15 protein-coding genes and 1 tRNA gene are annotated in these 18,199 nt (G+C 43.6%); 15 read left to right on the plus strand and 1 reads right to left on the minus strand.

The window, feature by feature from the left end; genetic code table 11:
- The first annotated feature begins 47 nt into the window (after window positions 1-47).
- The 12 genes from ACSAJE_RS01680 (at window position 48) to ACSAJE_RS01735 (ending at window position 12,301) form a co-directional block, all read left to right on the plus strand.
- Entirely contained in the window at window positions 48-1,376 is a 1,329-nt protein-coding gene (locus tag ACSAJE_RS01680) for a bifunctional folylpolyglutamate synthase/dihydrofolate synthase (protein ID WP_458009529.1), read from the plus strand.
- Between the two features lies 1 nt (window position 1,377).
- A complete protein-coding gene (locus tag ACSAJE_RS01685) occupies window positions 1,378-2,754 on the plus strand; it encodes an MATE family efflux transporter (protein ID WP_118690130.1) in 1,377 nt (458 codons plus the stop codon).
- A gap of 131 nt (window positions 2,755-2,885) precedes the next feature.
- Window positions 2,886-3,740, plus strand: coding sequence for a dihydropteroate synthase (folP, locus tag ACSAJE_RS01690; RefSeq protein ID WP_118690131.1), 855 nt, complete (start codon window positions 2,886-2,888; stop codon window positions 3,738-3,740).
- A gap of 50 nt (window positions 3,741-3,790) precedes the next feature.
- Window positions 3,791-4,069 carry an acylphosphatase gene (locus ACSAJE_RS01695; protein WP_022025469.1) on the plus strand — a complete coding sequence of 93 codons (279 nt, stop codon included), beginning with the start codon at window positions 3,791-3,793 and terminating at the stop codon, window positions 4,067-4,069.
- A 67-nt stretch (window positions 4,070-4,136) separates the two neighbouring features.
- Window positions 4,137-5,882, plus strand: coding sequence for a proline--tRNA ligase (locus ACSAJE_RS01700; protein ID WP_458009530.1), 1,746 nt, complete (start codon window positions 4,137-4,139; stop codon window positions 5,880-5,882).
- Between the two features lie 113 nt (window positions 5,883-5,995).
- Window positions 5,996-6,069: transfer RNA gene (locus tag ACSAJE_RS01705), tRNA-Pro, on the plus strand.
- 185 nt (window positions 6,070-6,254) lie between these two features.
- On the plus strand, window positions 6,255-7,475 hold the full coding sequence (locus ACSAJE_RS01710) for an LL-diaminopimelate aminotransferase (protein ID WP_118506908.1): 1,221 nt from the start codon (window positions 6,255-6,257) through the stop codon (window positions 7,473-7,475).
- A gap of 147 nt (window positions 7,476-7,622) precedes the next feature.
- Window positions 7,623-8,558, plus strand: coding sequence for a DUF1002 domain-containing protein (locus ACSAJE_RS01715; RefSeq protein ID WP_458009531.1), 936 nt, complete (start codon window positions 7,623-7,625; stop codon window positions 8,556-8,558).
- A gap of 29 nt (window positions 8,559-8,587) precedes the next feature.
- Window positions 8,588-8,887, plus strand: coding sequence for an Asp-tRNA(Asn)/Glu-tRNA(Gln) amidotransferase subunit GatC (gene gatC, locus ACSAJE_RS01720; protein ID WP_118690135.1), 300 nt, complete (start codon window positions 8,588-8,590; stop codon window positions 8,885-8,887).
- A 26-nt stretch (window positions 8,888-8,913) separates the two neighbouring features.
- Window positions 8,914-10,377, plus strand: a complete 1,464-nt coding sequence (gatA, locus tag ACSAJE_RS01725) for an Asp-tRNA(Asn)/Glu-tRNA(Gln) amidotransferase subunit GatA (RefSeq protein ID WP_022025463.1) — start codon at window positions 8,914-8,916, stop codon at window positions 10,375-10,377.
- Between the two features lie 68 nt (window positions 10,378-10,445).
- Window positions 10,446-11,885, plus strand: a complete 1,440-nt coding sequence (gatB, locus tag ACSAJE_RS01730; protein WP_118506906.1) for an Asp-tRNA(Asn)/Glu-tRNA(Gln) amidotransferase subunit GatB — start codon at window positions 10,446-10,448, stop codon at window positions 11,883-11,885.
- A gap of 56 nt (window positions 11,886-11,941) precedes the next feature.
- Window positions 11,942-12,301 carry a PilZ domain-containing protein gene (locus ACSAJE_RS01735; RefSeq protein ID WP_022025461.1) on the plus strand — a complete coding sequence of 120 codons (360 nt, stop codon included), beginning with the start codon at window positions 11,942-11,944 and terminating at the stop codon, window positions 12,299-12,301.
- A gap of 1 nt (window position 12,302) precedes the next feature.
- Here ACSAJE_RS01735 and fliK read toward each other — a convergent pair whose 3' ends face one another.
- Window positions 12,303-14,342, minus strand: a complete 2,040-nt coding sequence (fliK, locus tag ACSAJE_RS01740; RefSeq protein WP_458009532.1) for a flagellar hook-length control protein FliK — start codon at window positions 14,340-14,342, stop codon at window positions 12,303-12,305.
- A gap of 207 nt (window positions 14,343-14,549) precedes the next feature.
- Here fliK and hrcA point away from each other — a divergent pair, with 207 nt between their 5' ends.
- The 3 genes from hrcA to dnaK all read left to right on the plus strand — a co-directional run bounded on the left by hrcA (window position 14,550) and on the right by dnaK (window position 18,183).
- Complete coding sequence (gene hrcA, locus ACSAJE_RS01745) at window positions 14,550-15,590, plus strand: heat-inducible transcriptional repressor HrcA (RefSeq protein ID WP_022025459.1); 1,041 nt, start codon at window positions 14,550-14,552, stop codon at window positions 15,588-15,590.
- Between the two features lie 28 nt (window positions 15,591-15,618).
- Window positions 15,619-16,239, plus strand: coding sequence for a nucleotide exchange factor GrpE (grpE, locus tag ACSAJE_RS01750; RefSeq protein WP_118506938.1), 621 nt, complete (start codon window positions 15,619-15,621; stop codon window positions 16,237-16,239).
- A gap of 66 nt (window positions 16,240-16,305) precedes the next feature.
- Window positions 16,306-18,183 carry a molecular chaperone DnaK gene (dnaK, locus tag ACSAJE_RS01755; protein WP_458009533.1) on the plus strand — a complete coding sequence of 626 codons (1,878 nt, stop codon included), beginning with the start codon at window positions 16,306-16,308 and terminating at the stop codon, window positions 18,181-18,183.
- The last annotated feature ends 16 nt before the right edge of the window (window positions 18,184-18,199 follow it).

Consider the following 18,199-nt stretch of genomic DNA (forward strand, 5'->3'; position numbering starts at 1 on the left):
TTTTTTTGAGGAGTTTTGATCTCGTATAGCAGTTGGAGGAAATGGACATGAATTATGAGGAAGCACGTAATTATATTGCACATATTCAGGGAAATCTCGGAAGTGACTATTCGTTGAAGGAAGTCACAAGATTAGCGGAATATATGGATAGACCGGATAAAAAATTGCAGATTGTGCATATTGCAGGAACCAATGGAAAAGGGTCTGCAGGAAATTATCTGGCTGGTATTTTGGCGGCATCGGGATATCGTGTGGGACGTTACGTGTCACCGACAACGCACTATTTGGAGCGTGTTCAGAAATGGGAGCCATATACAGAGCAGTCAGTTACGATCTCAGCACAGGAAGCAGCAAAGCTGCTGACTAAATTGCGCGTCTTTTGCGAGCAGATGGTCAAAGAGGGATATCATCATCCTACTGCATTCGAGATTGAGACGATATTGGCAATGCAGCAGGGTGTGGACTGGAATGTGGATGTCATGTTAGTCGAATGTGGTCTTGGGGGAAGAATGGATGCCACGAATTTTATTACCGATCCGCTGCTTTGTATGATTACTTCGATCAGCAGAGATCATATGGCGGTTTTAGGAGAAACGGTCACGGAGATTGCTGAAGAAAAATATGGGATCATTAAGAAGGGAGCACAGGTCGTATCTGCACCGCCTAAAGAATTACAGCCATTATTAGAGCGTGTATGTCGTGAAACCGGTGCACATTTGCATCTGGTGCAATCGGTGGGACAAGTACAGATCCATTCCTGCGAAGAGACGCAGTTTTATTACCGTGACCGGTCCTATGTGTTATCTACGCCGGGATTGTATCAGATCGATAATGCAGCACTTGCACTGGAAACCGCACAGTGCATGCAGTCGATTGGCTTTGCAAAGATCAACGAAGAGAGTATGAAATGGGGAATATATTCCAGCCGGTGGCCCGGCAGAATGGAAGTGATCTGCAAGAAGCCGATCATTTTATTGGACGGAGCACATAATGAGGATGCTGCCAAACGGCTTGTACAAAGCTTAGAAGCATATTATCCGGGACAAAAATGGCAATTTATTATGGGTGTTTTTGCGGATAAAGAGTATCAAAAAATGATTCATATTCTGCTTCCGTATGCCAAGCGTTTTTTGACCGTGACTGCACCGGGTCCCAGAGGGCTTGACAGCGGTAAATTGGCAAAATCGATATGGCAGACAGCACAGAAGTTTGGAGAGAACAGGTTATCTTTGGAAGATATACAAGATGTTCGCACGATGTCGGATGCGCTTTATCAGACATTACAGATTGGAGAAAATACGATAATCTGTGGCTCGTTGTCCATTCAGGGTGCGGTACAGCGTTTTATGTCGGAAGCAGGTGAAATGGAGGAATAGAATGAGGGAACAAACCAAAAGAACAGAAATATATAAAAGAGCGTTATTGCTTGCGGTACCGATGATGATCCAAAACGGGATCACGAATATGGTGGGATTGGTTGATAATGTTATGGTGGGAAAGCTGGGCACAGAATCGATGACCGCAGTTTCTATTGTAGGACAGCTGATCTTTGTGTTTAACCTTGCAATATTCGGAGGAATATCAGGTCCGGGTATCTATGGAGCACAATATTATGGACAAAGAAATGAGGAGGGATTTCGACATACCTTTCGTATCAAGCTCTGGATATGTCTCGCATGTGTTATTATAGGAACGCTTATTTTTATGACAAGTGGAGAAACCTTGATCAGTATGTATCTACATGGTGAAAGTGCGCAGATGGATGCAGCGCTTACCATGCATCTGGGAAAAGAATATATGACGATCATGTTGTTTACGCTGCTGCCTTTTAGTATTACGCAGGTATACGCCAGCAGCTTAAGAGAGACCGGATATAGCGTCAAACCAATGATTGCCGGGATACTATCCGTTATCGTTGATATCGTGTTTAATTACCTGTTGATCTTTGGCAAATTTGGAATGCCAAGACTTGAAGTAAAAGGAGCTGCGATCGCAACATTGTTAGCACGTATCGTTGAGTGCGTGATCGTGGTAGCGTGGGCACATTATGAGCGTAGAACACACAGTTTTCTGATCGGTATTTACCGAACGATGCGCATCCCTAAGGAAATATCAATTCTGATGATCAAAAAAGGTCTGCCTATCTTTTTTAATGAGTTTTTGTGGGCAGGAGGATTAGCGGCATTGACCCAGTGTTATTCAACCAAAGGTTTAGAGATTGTTGCGGGACTTACCATCTCTAATGTTATCTGTAACCTGCTTAATGTTGTGTTTGTTGCATTAGGCTCTGCCGTGGGAATTTTATCCGGTCAGACACTTGGAGCCGGGAAGTTTGAGAAAGCGAAAGAAAATGCGTTTCATTTGATGTGGTTTACCTGTTTTGTCTGTGTGGGCCTCACCGTTATTTTGATCGCTTTTTCAGGGATTTTTCCAAAAGTATACGATACGACCGAACAGGTACGGGGGTATGGTCAGACATTTATTGTGATCACAGCATTATTTTTCCCAATACAGGGGCTGCTAAATTCCTTATATTTCACTTTGCGTTCCGGTGGAAAGACAGTGATCACCTTTTTGTTTGATAGTGTATTTTCATGGGTCGTGACAGTGCCGGTAGCAGCAGTGTTGTGTTTAACAACGCCGTTGTCTGTGTTTGTGATCTATGCCATTGTTCAGTCGTTAGATCTGATCAAAGTCGCAATTGGCTATGGTTTGATCCGCAAAGGGATTTGGATCAGCACTATTGTCGACTGATAGTAAATTATGCTATGATAATGTAGTGTTGTTTTTTGACACGATCTTTATAGGATGACAGTAATATGGATCATTCTTTACCGGTTGTAAGGAATATTCACCGCAAAGTATGTGGTAGGAAGGTATGAATCATGCAGATAGGAACAAAACAATATCAATTTGACGGACATCATGTATATGTGATGGGCATTTTGAATGTAACACCGGACTCGTTTTCGGATGGCGGCAAGTTTAATCATTTAGATCAGGCTTTGGCGCATGTGGAGGAAATGGTCGCGCAGGGTGCCGATATTATAGATATCGGAGGAGAATCAACAAGACCCGGTTATCAGAAGATAACCGTGGAAGAAGAGATCGAGCGTGTGACAGAAGTGATACGAAAAGTTAAAGAACGATTTGATGTACCGGTATCGTTGGACACCTACAAGGCACCCGTTATGGACGCAGGACTGTCTGCAGGTGCAGACATGGCAAATGATATATGGGGACTGCGTTATGATGAGCTATTTGCACAGGAAGGCTGCAAATCTGTTTGGGAGATCGGTACGATGGCGGAGATCGTCGCAAAACACCACAAACCGGTCTGCATTATGCATAATCGTCCAAAAGCAGAATATGGGCATTTTCTGATCGACATGAAGAAAGATCTGCAAAGATCGCTTATGCTCGCAGATGCGGCAGGCATAGCGAGAGATCAGATCATATTAGATCCCGGTGTTGGCTTTGGCAAAACATACGAGCAGAATTTGGCGGTGTTAGCACATTTAGATACTTTTTTGGATTTTGAATTACCGCTTCTTCTGGCAACTTCCAGAAAATCGGTGATCGGTCTTACGTTAGATCTTCCGGTTGAGGAGCGGGAAGAGGGGACGATGGTAACGAGTGTGTTAGCGGCGTTGAATCATTGGAATATGGTCCGTGTGCACGACGTTGAGAAAAATGTACGCGCACTGCGTATGACAGAAAAGATCATGTCTTTACAGTAAATAATGGATTTATGCCCTGACTATATTCACAAAAGGAAGGGGGACGTTCCGTGGAAGAAAACAGGATCAGAGAGCACTATGTGTTTTTTGGCAGAGTGCAGGGAGTTGGATTTCGATACCGCGCAAAATATGTTGCGAATGGTCTCAGAATTACCGGATGGGTTCGAAATGACTGGGATGGAACGGTTGAAATGGAAGCACAAGGAACGTTAGAACAGTTGAATCAAATGCTCAAATTGATCAATCAGGGAACCTATATTCAAGTAGAGGATCTTCGTCGGAAAACGATTCCGTTAGATCGGGAGGAACGAGGGTTTCATGTACGGTAATCTTGACAAAAGACAAGGTTTATGCTACAAAAAATGAGGCAATAGAGATAAGAAATGAGGTAGAAGAATGAAAGTTGCAAATTTAGTGGGATCACGTTTTAAGGAAAAGCCATCAGACTGTGTGATCGACAGCCATGCATTAATGGTGCGTGGTGGTTATATGAAATATGTCGGCAATGGTATATATTCGGAGTTCCCGACATTGCGTCGTGTAACAAGCAAGATTGAGAACATTATCCGTCAGGAGATGGATGCTATTGACGGACAGGAAGTATTATTCCCTGTTGTGCTTCCTGCAGATTTATGGGATGAATCCGGACGTTACGAAAGTGTTGGCAGCGAGTTGCTGCGTTTTACAGACCGCAATGATGCACGAATGGTATTGGGAATGACGCATGAGGAGGCTGCTGTTCAGCTTGTCAGAGAATATGCACAGTCCTACACAAAATATCCGTTTATGATCTACCAGTTTCAGCGCAAATTCCGTGATGAGGCAAGACCTCGTGCAGGAATGATCCGTGTGCGTGAATTTACGATGAAAGATGCATATTCTTTCCATACATCCCAGGAAGATTTGGAAAAATATTATGATGTTTGTTATCAGGCCTACAATCGCATTTTCCAGAAAGCAGGCATTCCGGAAGTGGTTACCGTAGCTTCGGATTCCGGTATGATGGGCGGTAATATATCACATGAATATATGCTTCTTACACCGGTAGGAGAAGATTCCATCGTTCTTTGTGAGGAATGTGATTATCGTGCCAATATGGAAGCAGCTGCAAACTGTGTTTCCGGTGACAAGATCGGGGAGCAGGCAGAGCTTGCAATGATCGAGACTCCGGACTGCAAAACAATCGAAGATGTATGTGCATTCCTGCACAGCGATGTAGAAAGTTCCTGCAAAGCGGTTGTTTATCAGAAGGCAAGCAATGGTCAGTTTGTTGTTGGTTTTGTTCGCGGTGATTATGAGATTAATGAGACAAAACTGCGCAATCTGGTTGGCGAAGAGATCTATCCGGCAGAGATTACAGAAGATTCCTGCTTAGTAGCCGGCTATATCGGACCATATGCAATTTCGGAAGAAGTAGAATATTATTTGGATCTGACATTGCAGGGGATCGAGTCTATGGTTGCCGGAGCAAACAAAGAGGGTTATCATTATACAGGACTCAATTTAAATCGAGATCTGAAAGATGTAAAATATGTTGACATTGCAAAAGTAAAAGCTGGCAGTGTATGCCCATGCTGTGGCAAGCCTGCTATTACAATCAAACGAGGTATTGAAGTAGGTAATATCTTCCAGCTTGGAACGAAGTATACTAAGGCAATGAATATGACCTATACAGATGAAAACGGCGAGTTAAAGAATCCGATCATGGGCTGCTATGGTATTGGAGTTGGACGTATGGCCGCATCTATCTGTGAGGCGCATCATGACGAATACGGTCCAATCTGGCCAATTTCCATTGCTCCTTGGGAGGTAGAAGTATGTTGTCTGCGTGCCGACGACGAAGAGTGCAAAAAGGTTGCGGATGACATGTATACCGGTCTGCAGGATGCCGGCATTGAGACAATATATGATGACAGAGATGTCCGTCCGGGTGCTATGTTCTCTGACGCAGATCTGATCGGTGCACCGATCCGTGTGGTTGTCAGCCCTAGAAACTTAAAGGAATCAAAGGTTGAGATCACAACACGTGATAAGGCAGTAAAGGAAATGGTTGACTTAGACAAAGCAAAAGAGTATGTCATCGCACTTCGTCAGAAATTGTTTGATGACATTGCCAGTCATGTTGAGGCATATCAGAAATAATGACAACTTCTTTTTGAAGCTGACATTTTTGGCTTTTTTTGAAATGGACAGTTGACATTTTTGGAAAAATATTTTATAGTATTTCTTCGGGGACAGTAGTTGTCCCCGAATTACGGCGTGTGGCTCAGTTTGGTAGAGCGCTACGTTCGGGACGTAGAAGTCGCAGGTTCAAATCCTGTCACGCCGATGATACAAGGATACAGTAGGGACAGTAGTCAGAAGAATCCTTGGCAGGGGCGCCGAAGATCTTGAGCAATCAAGAGCTTCGGTTTTTCTTTTTCTTGTATTGAAATACATTTTGTTTTCGTGTAAAATGGTATCGGCTATAAGGATAAGGATGTTTTCGGACATTTTGACAGAATGGAGGTAACCATGTACAAGATTAATGACAATTACTTAAAATTACCAGGAAGTTATTTGTTCTCGACGATTGCAAAGAAGGTTGCAGCATATTCGTCGGCAAATCCGGACAAAGAGATCATCAAGTTAGGGATTGGTGATGTGACACAGCCACTTGCACCGGCGATCATTGAGCGTCTGCATAGTGCAGTGGATGAGATGGCACATGCAGAAACCTTTAAGGGATATGCTCCGGATCTGGGCTATGAATTTTTGCGTACTACGATCGTGGAAAATGATTATAAGGCACGCGGCTGTAAGATCTCTGCCGATGAGATTTTCGTCAGCGATGGTGCGAAGAGCGATTCCGGTAATATTGGAGATATTTTTTCAGTAGACAATAAGATTGCCGTATGTGATCCGGTATATCCGGTATATGTGGATACGAATGCAATGGCAGGCCGTACCGGTACTTATGATCCTAAGACGGAAAAATGGTCTGATGTGATTTATATGCCATGCACCAAGGAAAATGGTTTCTGCCCGGAATTACCAACAGAGACACCGGATATTATTTATCTGTGTTTTCCGAATAACCCAACCGGAACAACGATTACAAAATCCCAGTTACAGGAATGGGTTGACTATGCCTTGAAGGTTGGCGCAGTGATCATTTATGATGCAGCGTATGAGGCATATATTTCAACACCGGATGTTCCACACAGCATTTATGAGTGCGAAGGTGCTACCGCATGTGCCATTGAGATTAGAAGCTTTTCTAAAAATGCAGGATTTACCGGAACAAGACTTGGATTTACGGTGATTCCAAAAGAGTTAAAATGTGGAGATGTTACATTGCACAGCTTATGGGCACGCCGTCATGGCACGAAGTTCAATGGTGCTCCATATATCATTCAGGCAGCAGGTGCGGCAGTATATTCGGAGGCAGGTAAGAAGCAGACGGGTGAACAGATCGCATATTATATGAACAATGCTAAGACGATCCGTGATGGATTGATCTCTGCCGGTTATGAAGTGTTTGGCGGTGTAGATGCACCATATATCTGGTTGAAGACACCGGATAAGATGACTTCTTGGGAGTTCTTTGACTACCTGTTAGAGGAGCTTAATATTGTCGGAACACCTGGTTCCGGATTTGGTCCGAGCGGTGAAGGATATTTCCGACTGACTGCATTTGGCAGTGCCGAAAATACAGTTAAGGCAATGGATCGTATTAAAAATGGGAAAGCATAAATAGAAAATATTCACACGGCGGCGGAGAGTCGATCGATGCTTGCAGTGAGACAATGAAAACGGACAGAAAAATTCATGTTCCTGTCCGTTTTCCCTATCTACTATAGACAACCCTACGAATGGGGCATTGAGAGGTTGGAGGCTTCGATGAAACATAATTATTTAAAAGGAATCTGTGGTCTGCTTATGATGGCTCTTGTTATCGTGAGTTTACCGAAAACAGTGATGGCGGATGCCGAAGTGAAGGAAGAAGATACAAGCTATGAGCGCTATATCGCTTTTGGAGAGGATCTGTCTAAAAGTGAAAAGCAGAAGGTCATGGATTCATTTGGTATTACAAAATCCGATTTAAAAAATTATAAAACGATTAAGATCACAAACAAAGAAGAACATGAATATCTTGGTGATTATATTGCATCTTCCGTGATCGGAAAGCGTGCTCTGTCTTCTGTAATGGTCGTAAAGACCGAGAAGGGCAGCGGAGTACATGTAACAACGGATAATATCAGTTATTGTACGTCTGGTATGTATACCAATGCGCTTGTAACCGCGGGGTTGGAAGATGCAGAGGTCAAAGTTACCGGACCATTTAAGATTTCCGGAACATCTGCACTGGTTGGTGCTATGAAGGCATATTCTGTTATGACCGGTAAAGAAATTTCAGAAGATACGATGGATGCAGCAACGAATGAGCTGGTGGCTACTGCTAATCTTGCAGAAGCGGTTGGTGATAGTGACAAGGCAGAACAGTTGATCGCAGCCGCCAAGGAAAAAGTATTATCCCAGCGGTTGACAAAGCGTGAAGATATAAAAAAAGCAATTGAATCCTCTGCTAAGGAACTGGGTATTGAGGTTCCGGAAGACGAGGTAGACAAGCTTGTTACTATGATGCAAAAAGTATCTAAAGTGGATGTTAATGTGGATGCATTGAAGAAACAGGCTGGTGAGATTTATAATAAATTGAAAGATGCAGGAATCGATCTGTCAAATGTGGATACAAAGGGTCTTGCACAAAAGATAGGCGATTTCTTTGCAAATATATTTGAAGCAATCGTACGTTTCTTCTCTGGATTATTTGGATAAGAAATGTATGCAGAAATGGAGGTAAAACGATGGCAAATGTAATCTCGGATGAAACAATAGAGTACGTTGGTATTTTGGCAAAATTAGAGCTTTCCGAGGAAGAGAAGGAAAATGCCAAAAAAGATATGGAAGAGATGTTGGATTATATTGACAAACTCGGTGAGCTTGACACATCCGGTGTAGAGCCGTTGTCACATGTATTCCCGGTTCATAATGTATTTCGCGAGGATGAAGTGAATGAACACGATGGACGAGAAAACACATTGGCAAATGCACCGGAACGCAATGGAGACAGTTTCGTAGTGCCGAAAACTATTTTGGGCGATTAGTATAAAACAGAAATGGAGGAAAAAGCATGTCTTTAATGAGTTTGACAGCGGCTGAGCTTGGCAGAAAAATTAAATCAGGTGAAGTGACAGCAGTTCAGGCAGCGCAGGAAGCACTTGATGCGATCGCAGCCAAAGAGACTGCAGTAAATAGTTTTGTTACGGTTGTGGACAGGGATAAGGTTTTGGCACAGGCAGAGAACGTGCAAAAACAGATAGAAGCCGGAGAATATGCAGACAGCCCTTTGGCGGGTGTACCGGTAGCAATTAAAGATAATATGTGCATAGAGGGAATACTTACAACCTGTAGTTCGAAGATCTTAAATAACTTTTATCCGACGTATACGGCAGAGGCAGTTTTGAACTTGCAGAAAGCAGGGGCCGTCATTATTGGAAAAACAAATATGGATGAGTTTGCCATGGGAAGTACAACAGAAACTTCTGCTTATGGCGAGACCAAAAATCCTTGGAATACAAAGCATGTGCCGGGAGGTTCGTCCGGTGGTTCTTGTGCCGCTGTTGCAGCGGAGGAGTGCTCTTTTGCCCTCGGTTCAGATACCGGCGGATCTATTCGCCAGCCATCTTCCTTCTGTGGCGTAACAGGTATTAAGCCAACTTACGGAACGGTATCGCGTTATGGCTTGATCGCATATGGATCTTCGTTGGATCAGATCGGACCGGTTGCCAAGGACGTAACAGACTGTGCAATGATCTTAGAAGCGATCGCCTCCCATGATCCGAAAGATTCCACTTCCGTACAGCGTGATGATCTGAGATTTACAGATGCTTTGGTAGATGATGTGAAGGGAATGCGCATTGGTATTCCGAAAGATTACTTTGGCGAGGGTCTTGATCCGGAAGTGAAAGCTGCTGTGCTTCAGGCAGCCAAAGAATTAGAAAAGAAAGGTGCTATTGTTGAAGAGTTTGATCTTAGCTTAGTAGAGTATGCAATTCCTGCATACTATGTCATTGCCTGTGCAGAGGCAAGCTCGAATCTGGCACGTTTTGATGGTGTGAAATATGGTTACCGTACGGATGCTTATGAGGGGTTGCATCAGATGTATAAGAAATCCCGTTCAGAGGGATTCGGCGCAGAAGTAAAACGTCGTATCATGCTTGGGTCTTTTGTACTTAGTTCAGGCTATTATGATGCCTATTATTTGAAGGCACTTCGTACCAAAGCGTTGATCAAAAAGGCGTTTGATGAAGCATTTGCTAAATATGATGTGATCTTAGGTCCGGCTGCACCGACGACGGCACCGGAGCTTGGTAAGAGTCTGAGTGATCCGTTAAAGATGTACTTGGGAGATATTTATACGATTTCTGTAAATCTTGCAGGTCTTCCGGGAATTTCTGTTCCATGTGGCAAAGATTCGAAAGGTCTGCCGATCGGATTGCAATTGATCGGTGATTGTTTCCAGGAGAACAAGATCATTCGTGCAGCATATGCATATGAGCAGACAAGATCGTATGAGCATAGTCCGATGGCATAATCGGTGAGAAAAGAAACGGGGAACGATACTTTGCTACAAGGTATCGGAAGAAATATAATGGAGGACAGATCATGAAACAATACGAGACAGTCATAGGATTAGAGGTTCATGTGGAGTTAGCGACCAAGACAAAGATCTTCTGTTCCTGCTCTACAGAATTTGGCGGAGCACCAAATTCACATACATGTCCGGTATGTACCGGAATGCCGGGTTCTTTGCCGGTATTAAATAAAAAAGTAGTAGAATATGCAGCAGCAGTTGGTCTTGCTACCAACTGTACGATCACACAAAATTGTAAGTTTGACCGTAAGAACTATTTCTACCCGGATAATCCACAGAATTATCAGATATCGCAGCTTTATCTTCCCATCTGTCGTAATGGTGGTATTGAGATTGAGACAGAAGATGGTGCAAGAAAGACAATTGGTATTCATGAGATCCATATGGAGGAAGATGCCGGTAAATTAGTTCACGATGAGTGGGGCGAAAACTCTTTAGTTGATTTCAACCGTTCCGGTGTGCCGTTGATCGAGATCGTATCAGAGCCGGATATGCGCTCAGCGTCAGAGGTGATCGCCTATTTGGAAAAGCTGCGAATGATCATTCAGTATTTAGGTGCATCTGATTGTAAACTTCAGGAAGGTTCGATGCGTGCTGATGTCAATTTATCCGTGCGTGAAGTAGGAGCAACAGAGTTTGGAACGAGAACGGAGATGAAAAACCTGAATTCTTTTAAGGCAATCGCACGTGCGATCGAGTCCGAAAGAGAACGTCAGATTGATTTGATCGAGGCAGGCAAAGAGGTTGTTCAGGAAACCAGGAGATGGGATGATGCGAAGGAATATTCTTATGCAATGCGTTCTAAGGAGGATGCTCAGGATTATCGTTATTTCCCAGAGCCTGATCTTGTGCCGATCATTATTAGTGATGAGTGGCTGGATGAGATCCGTGCAAGACAGCCGGAATTGCAGGAAGAGAAGCTGGCGCGTTATATGGACGAATATAAACTTCCGGAGTATGATGCTAAGATTTTGACCGGCAATAAGCATTTGGCAGATCTGTTCGAAAAGACGACAGAAATCTGTCATGTACCGAAGAAAGTTTCTAACTGGCTTATGGGTGAGACGATGCGCCTGATGAAAGATGCAGATCTGGAACCGGAGCAGTTATCGTTCTCTCCGGAAAATCTTGCCAAGTTGATCGGACTTACGGAGGAGCGCGCAATCAATAGTTCTGTTGCCAAAGAGGTGTTTGAACACATATTCAACGAAAACATTGATCCGGTGCAGTATGTTGAGGAAAATGGTCTTCGCACGGTTGCAGATGATGGAGCACTTCGAGCAACCATTGAGGAAATCGTATCAAATAATCCGCAGTCTGTGGAAGATTATCGTGCCGGCAAGAAAAAAGCGATCGGCTTCTTAGTGGGGCAGACAATGAAAGCAACACAGGGTAAAGCAGATCCGGGAATGGTCAATCAGATTTTGACAGAGTTGTTACAGGGGTGATCTGTGCACACCAGATAGATCCCGTAAAACCTTAGTGTGCAGAAATGAGGAGTGTCGTGAGTACAAATAGAGTGGAACAACGGAGAAGCAAACGAATACCGACCAAGATGAATTTGGAAGTATCTTCTCTGTTTAAGCAGGATAATGTCAAAGTTAATAATATTAATGCACCAATTGAGGTGATTGATATTTCAAAAGACGGCATTGGATTTTTATCATCGAGTATGCTTCCAATTGGATTTTATTTTAATGCCAGATTGGAATTTGAGAAACACGATCGTTGTTTGAATTGTGTTGTGCGTATTATTCGTCAGGCGGAGCATGCAGATGGTGTTTTCAATTATGGTTGCGAATTTGTAGGGATGGCATCCGTGTTTGATTATATTTTTGAGGAAATAGAACAGAGCGCAGAATGATCTACGCTCTGATATCAAAGGAAAAACGTTTCATTTCTTCTGTGGCATTGGTTTTGATCCGGGTGTTCAAAAAGTCATCCATCGAAACCGGTGCCTCTTCTTGTTTTGTTACTTGAACATTCGTTTGATATCCCATATCTGCTAAATTCTGTGTTAGAAGTGCTGCATTTTTACGGAGCAGCTCCACGCTAAATTCGTCGTCAAGACGAAAGTTGGCGGCAATGTTTTGATGATCCTTATCGAGTCTGATCTCTAGTTTTCCAAGATGTTCCAGATCCAAATGGAGCAGTACACGCATCTTTTCCGGATCTGCCTGCCGTTTTTCTTTTTGCGTGTAAACATATAATTCACTGCCTGCCGTCTGACTTGGCAGTTTGATCGGCAGTTGCAGATAGGTGAACGTTTCGTTTAGTTCTTTCATAAATTGTATATTACTTTGTATATCGTGCGCATTTTGCTCGAATTGTCTGGAGTCTGACCCGGAAAGGGAAGAACCGATCAGCTGTTCTAATGAATGCATTTGAGACTGGATCTGTTCCAAAAACATACCCGGCTGTCCCTTTTGAGATAGATGATCGGGGGTGATACTCCAGTTGTTTTCCAAACTTTTAGCAAATAATGACGCAAATTCATCAGATCGCAAAACTTCTTTTAGTAATGAAGGATCTGAAAGAGGGATAACATTTTTGAGTACATGCATCGTTTCCTGAATAGAAGCATTGCCGGATAGGATCTGTGCCAAAAAAGATGGACTGACCGGCAGCTTGCTAAGCAGTGCTGCAAATGAAGATCTTGCATCCTCGGATAACACAGAACGCACCAGTCCTCTGGCAGAGGCATCCGTCTCAGTCAATTCCGACAGTGAACGAAGCAGAGTCTCGTTATCTGTATTTTCTTCCGTAACCGATGTAGACTGTCCTGCACGGAATTTTCCAAGTGTATCCGATAAAGAATGGCTGACGGTATCTTGTAGGGAATGAAATAGTTTGGATATACCTGTGTTTTCCGTCTCTGTGGACGATGCCTTTGCATCGGTCGGGATATTGGGATCCTCAGACACATTTTCCGGCTCTTTGGAACTTTGTTGATCCGCAACGGCCTTTTGAGCTGCTATAGCATCTTTGACAAGCTTGAGGGCATCTTGAACAGACAGTGTGCCATCAGAGGCAGCTTTTAATATCTGTTCCGGAAGTTCTGTTTGTGATAATAGCGTGAGAAGGGTTTCTTTATCCTGCTCAGACAGAGATGAAACTGTCAAACCATCCCAGGTTTCCGTGAAAAGTGGTTGGGTGATCTGAAGACATTGCTTTGCAAAGTCTGCTACCAATGAAGCAGAACCATTTTCGGACAATGCCTGAAGCAATACGGGAAGCTCTCCGGCGAAGTTGTTTAATTGCTCCGTCAATGTATGGATTCCCTGCCTGTAATTGCCAAACTGCTCGAGACTGTCCGGGGTAACAGGCATCATTAAACGTTTCATTAGAGCGAGAGTACCCATATCGGTACTCTTCATATCGAAGGCCTGCTGCATTAACTGTTGGATCGCTTCGCGATTGATCGGCATCAGATTATCCATCAACGCTTTAACGGCAGCCTGATTATGCTCTGAAGAGGGGAGTCCTGCTTCCTGCAGTGCCTTATTGATCAGCGTTAATTCATTTTCCGTATAACCGCTTACGGGAGATAGGATAACACCGGCCGGAGATAATCCATCCAGCTTAAAGGCAGCAGTTTGTCCGATTGATAATAAGGAACTGTCAGAAATCTGACCGCGTATCATTGTATTGTTTTCTAAGGTAAGGGTAATCTCGTTACCGGTAAGATCCGATATTTCGCCCTTGATCACATCGCCCAGCTGCAGACTGGTGGCAGCTTTTACAACGCCAAACTGTCCGGATTTTTGAACAGAGGGCGCAGAAGCATTCCCCGGAACATTGCCACGGCGAACTCCGTTACCGGTCATAGCAGAGGAAGACGTGTTTGTGCTGCGGGACTGCGAAGTATTATTCGTATTATAAGGATTAATGCGCGAGTGATCCATTTTTTTGTCCAACCTTTCTTATTTATTGTTCTCGTCTCTTATTATATCGGTATGAGCAAAGAATTTCTATAGAAAAACCTTTGTAGGTAATTTTTTTCGAAAAATACAGAAAAATACTTGACAATAATCATGTAGAGTGCTATCTTACCTATAGATGTTAGCACTCCACCATAAAGAGTGCTAACAAAACAGGAAGGAAGTGATACGGTGGAACTGGATGAGAGAAAACTTAAGATACTGCAGGCGATCATACGAACTTATTTAGATACCGGAGAGCCGGTTGGTTCGCGAACTATCTCCAAGGATACGGATCTTCACCTCAGTTCAGCGACCATTCGTAATGAAATGTCAGATCTGGAGGATATGGGTTATATTTTACAGCCACATACTTCTGCAGGACGGATTCCTTCTGACAAAGGATATCGACTTTATGTAGATACCATGCTGGAAGACAAGACGCACGAGGTGGCGGATCTTAAAGATGCTTTGGAAGAGAAGGCAGACAAGATGGATCTTTTGCTGAAGCAGGTTGCAAAGTTTTTGGCAACCAATACCAACTATGCGACAATGGTTTCAGGACCGCGTTACCAGAGTAAAAAAGTCAAGTTCATTCAGCTGACGGAAGTTGATGAGAACAGCTTGCTGGCAGTTATCGTACTCGATAACAATCATGTGAAGAATCAGATGATACGCATTAATGAGCCGCTTGATCCAGAACGCGTCGCCAAGTTAAATTTTGTGTTGAACACAGCACTTAATGGTTTGGACGTGACGGAAATGAATTTAGCACTGATCTCTCAGATCAAGGCGCAAATGAAGAGCGACAGTACTGTGATTGATTCTGTGCTGGAAGTGATCGGTAATGTGCTTACGAGTGAAGATGATCCGGAAGTGTATACGAGTGGTGCCACAAACATTTTGAAATATCCGGAATTGTCAGATAAGTCCAATGTAGAAGATCTGTTGGTTGCATTCGAAGAGAAGCAGGAGATCGGGCATTGGCTGGAAATTCCATCAACGAATACGAAGCCTTCCGAAGAAAGTCATGATATTCAAGTGTATATCGGTGATGAGACACAGGTGGCATCCATGAAAGACTGTTCTATGGTTACCGCAACCTACCGCATTCATGAAGGTGTGTATGGTAAGATCGGTATCGTAGGACCAAAGCGTATGAATTATGATAAGGTCGTTGGAACGCTGCAGTCGCTTATGGCGCAGCTTGATGACATATTTAAGGACCAATAAGCAGAGAGGTGATAACGAAGTGGCAGATATGAAAGATAAGAAAGAAGAGACGATCCATCAGGAAGAGGAAGCTGTAAAAGCAGAGGATGTAACAGAAACTGCAGAGACAGCAGAGAGTGCGGAAAGTACGGAAACATCGGAGGCTGAGCAGGCACAAGAGAGTGCCGGAGAAAAGAAATCTTTCTTCGATAAGAAAAAAGATAAAAAGACAGCAGCCCTGGAAGAAAAACTGGCAGATCTTGAAGACAAAAGAGTTCGCCAATTGGCAGAGTTTGAAAACTTCCGCAAGCGTTCCGAGAAAGAAAAGTCTCAGATGTTTGAAATGGGAGCAAAGAATGTTGTAGAAAAGATGCTTCCGGTAATCGACAACTTCGAGAGAGGTTTGTTAGCAGTTGCTGAGGAAGACAAGGAGAGTCCATTCGTACAGGGAATGGAACTGGTATATAAACAGATGCTCACTGCGTTTGATGCTCTTGGTGTAAAGCCGATCGATGCAGTTGGCAAAGAGTTTGATCCGAATCTTCACAACGCAGTTATGATGGTTGATGATGATGCGCTGGAGAGTGGCACGGTAGCCGAGGAAATGCAGAAAGGCTATATGTACAAAGACAGCGTTGTTCGTCATAGTATGGTAAAGGTAGTTAATTAAGGGAATATCCCTGAATTTTATGTTAAATGAGCAAGAATATGCATTGCATTTTAGGAGGTAATTACTATGAGTAAGATTATTGGTATTGACTTAGGAACAACAAATTCATGTGTTGCTGTTATGGAAGGTGGAAAACCGGTCGTAGTAGCCAATACAGAGGGTGCCAGAACAACACCGTCTGTAGTTGCTTTCACTAAAAATGGTGAGCGTTTGGTAGGTGAGCCTGCAAAACGTCAGGCAGTTACAAATGCTGACAAGACCATTTCTTCTATTAAGAGACATATGGGTACAGATTATCGCGTAACAATTGATGATAAGAAATATTCTCCACAGGAGATTTCCGCAATGATCCTGCAGAAGTTAAAGGCTGATGCTGAGGGCTATTTAGGTGAGAGCGTTTCCGAAGCTGTTATTACAGTTCCTGCATACTTTAACGATGCACAGCGTCAGGCGACCAAAGATGCCGGTAAGATCGCCGGTCTTGATGTAAAGCGTATCATCAACGAGCCGACAGCTGCTGCATTAGCATATGGTTTGGACAATGAGAAAGAGCAAAAGATCATGGTATACGATTTAGGTGGTGGTACATTTGATGTATCTATTATCGAGATCGGTGATGGTGTCATTGAAGTATTAGCAACATCCGGTGATAACCGTCTTGGTGGTGATGACTTTGATGAGAAGATCACACAGTACATGATCGAGACATTTAAGAAAGAAAACGGCGTTGACTTATCCAATGATAAGATGGCACTTCAGAGATTAAAAGAATCTGCAGAGAAGGCGAAGAAAGAACTTTCCTCTGCAACAACAACAAATATCAACCTTCCGTTCATCAGCATGAACGAGAATGGCCCACTTCATTTTGATATGAATTTAAGCCGTTCTAAGTTTGATGAGCTGACACATGATCTGGTAGAGAGAACAGCTACACCGGTACAGAATGCACTTAGAGATGCCGGAATCACGGCTTCTGAGCTTGGTCAGGTATTGTTAGTTGGTGGTTCTACCCGTATCCCGGCAGTTCAGGATAAGGTAAAACAGCTTACCGGACATGATCCAAGTAAGTCATTGAACCCAGATGAGTGTGTTGCATTAGGTGCATCCGTTCAGGGTGGTAAGCTTGCCGGAGATTCCGGAGCAGGCGATATCCTTCTTCTTGATGTAACTCCACTGTCTTTGGCTATTGAGACAATGGGCGGCGTAGCTACAAGATTGATCGAGAGAAATACAACAATCCCTACAAAGAAGAGCCAGATCTTCTCAACGGCAGCAGATAATCAGAGCGCTGTAGACATTAATGTATTACAGGGTGAGCGTCAGTTTGCCAAGGATAATAAGTCACTCGGTCAGTTCCGTTTGGATGGTATCCCACCGGCAAGAAGAGGTGTTCCACAGATTGAAGTTACGTTTGATATTGATGCCAACGGTATTGTAAATGTATCCGCTAAGGATCTTGGTACCGGCAAAGAGCAGCACATTACGATCACAGCTGGATCTAACATGTCTGATGATGAGATTGAGAAAGCTGTTCAGGAAGCAGCTCAATTTGAGGCTGAGGATAAGGCTCGTAAAGAAGCTGTTGATACAAGAAATGAGTCTGATAGTCTTGTGTTCCAGACACAGAAAGCATTGGATGAAGTTGGCGATAAGATCAGTGCTGACGAGAAAGCACAGGTTCAGGCTGACATTGATGCTTTGAAAGCATTGGTTGAGAAGACAGATGCAGAGAATGTTTCTGAGGCTGACGTTGCAGAGCTCAAGGCTGCAAATGAGAAATTGATGCAGAGTGCACAGAATGTGTTCCAGAAGATGTATGAAGGTGCACAGGCAGCAGGTGCAGGTCCTGATATGGGTGCAGGCGCAGGCCCTAATATGGGCGCAGGTGCTGCAGACAATGGTGCAGATGATGATGTGGTAGACGGTGAATACCGTGAAGTATAAAAGCAGGAGTTTAGAA

Source organism: Jutongia sp. SJQ-6 (genome assembly GCF_054161275.1).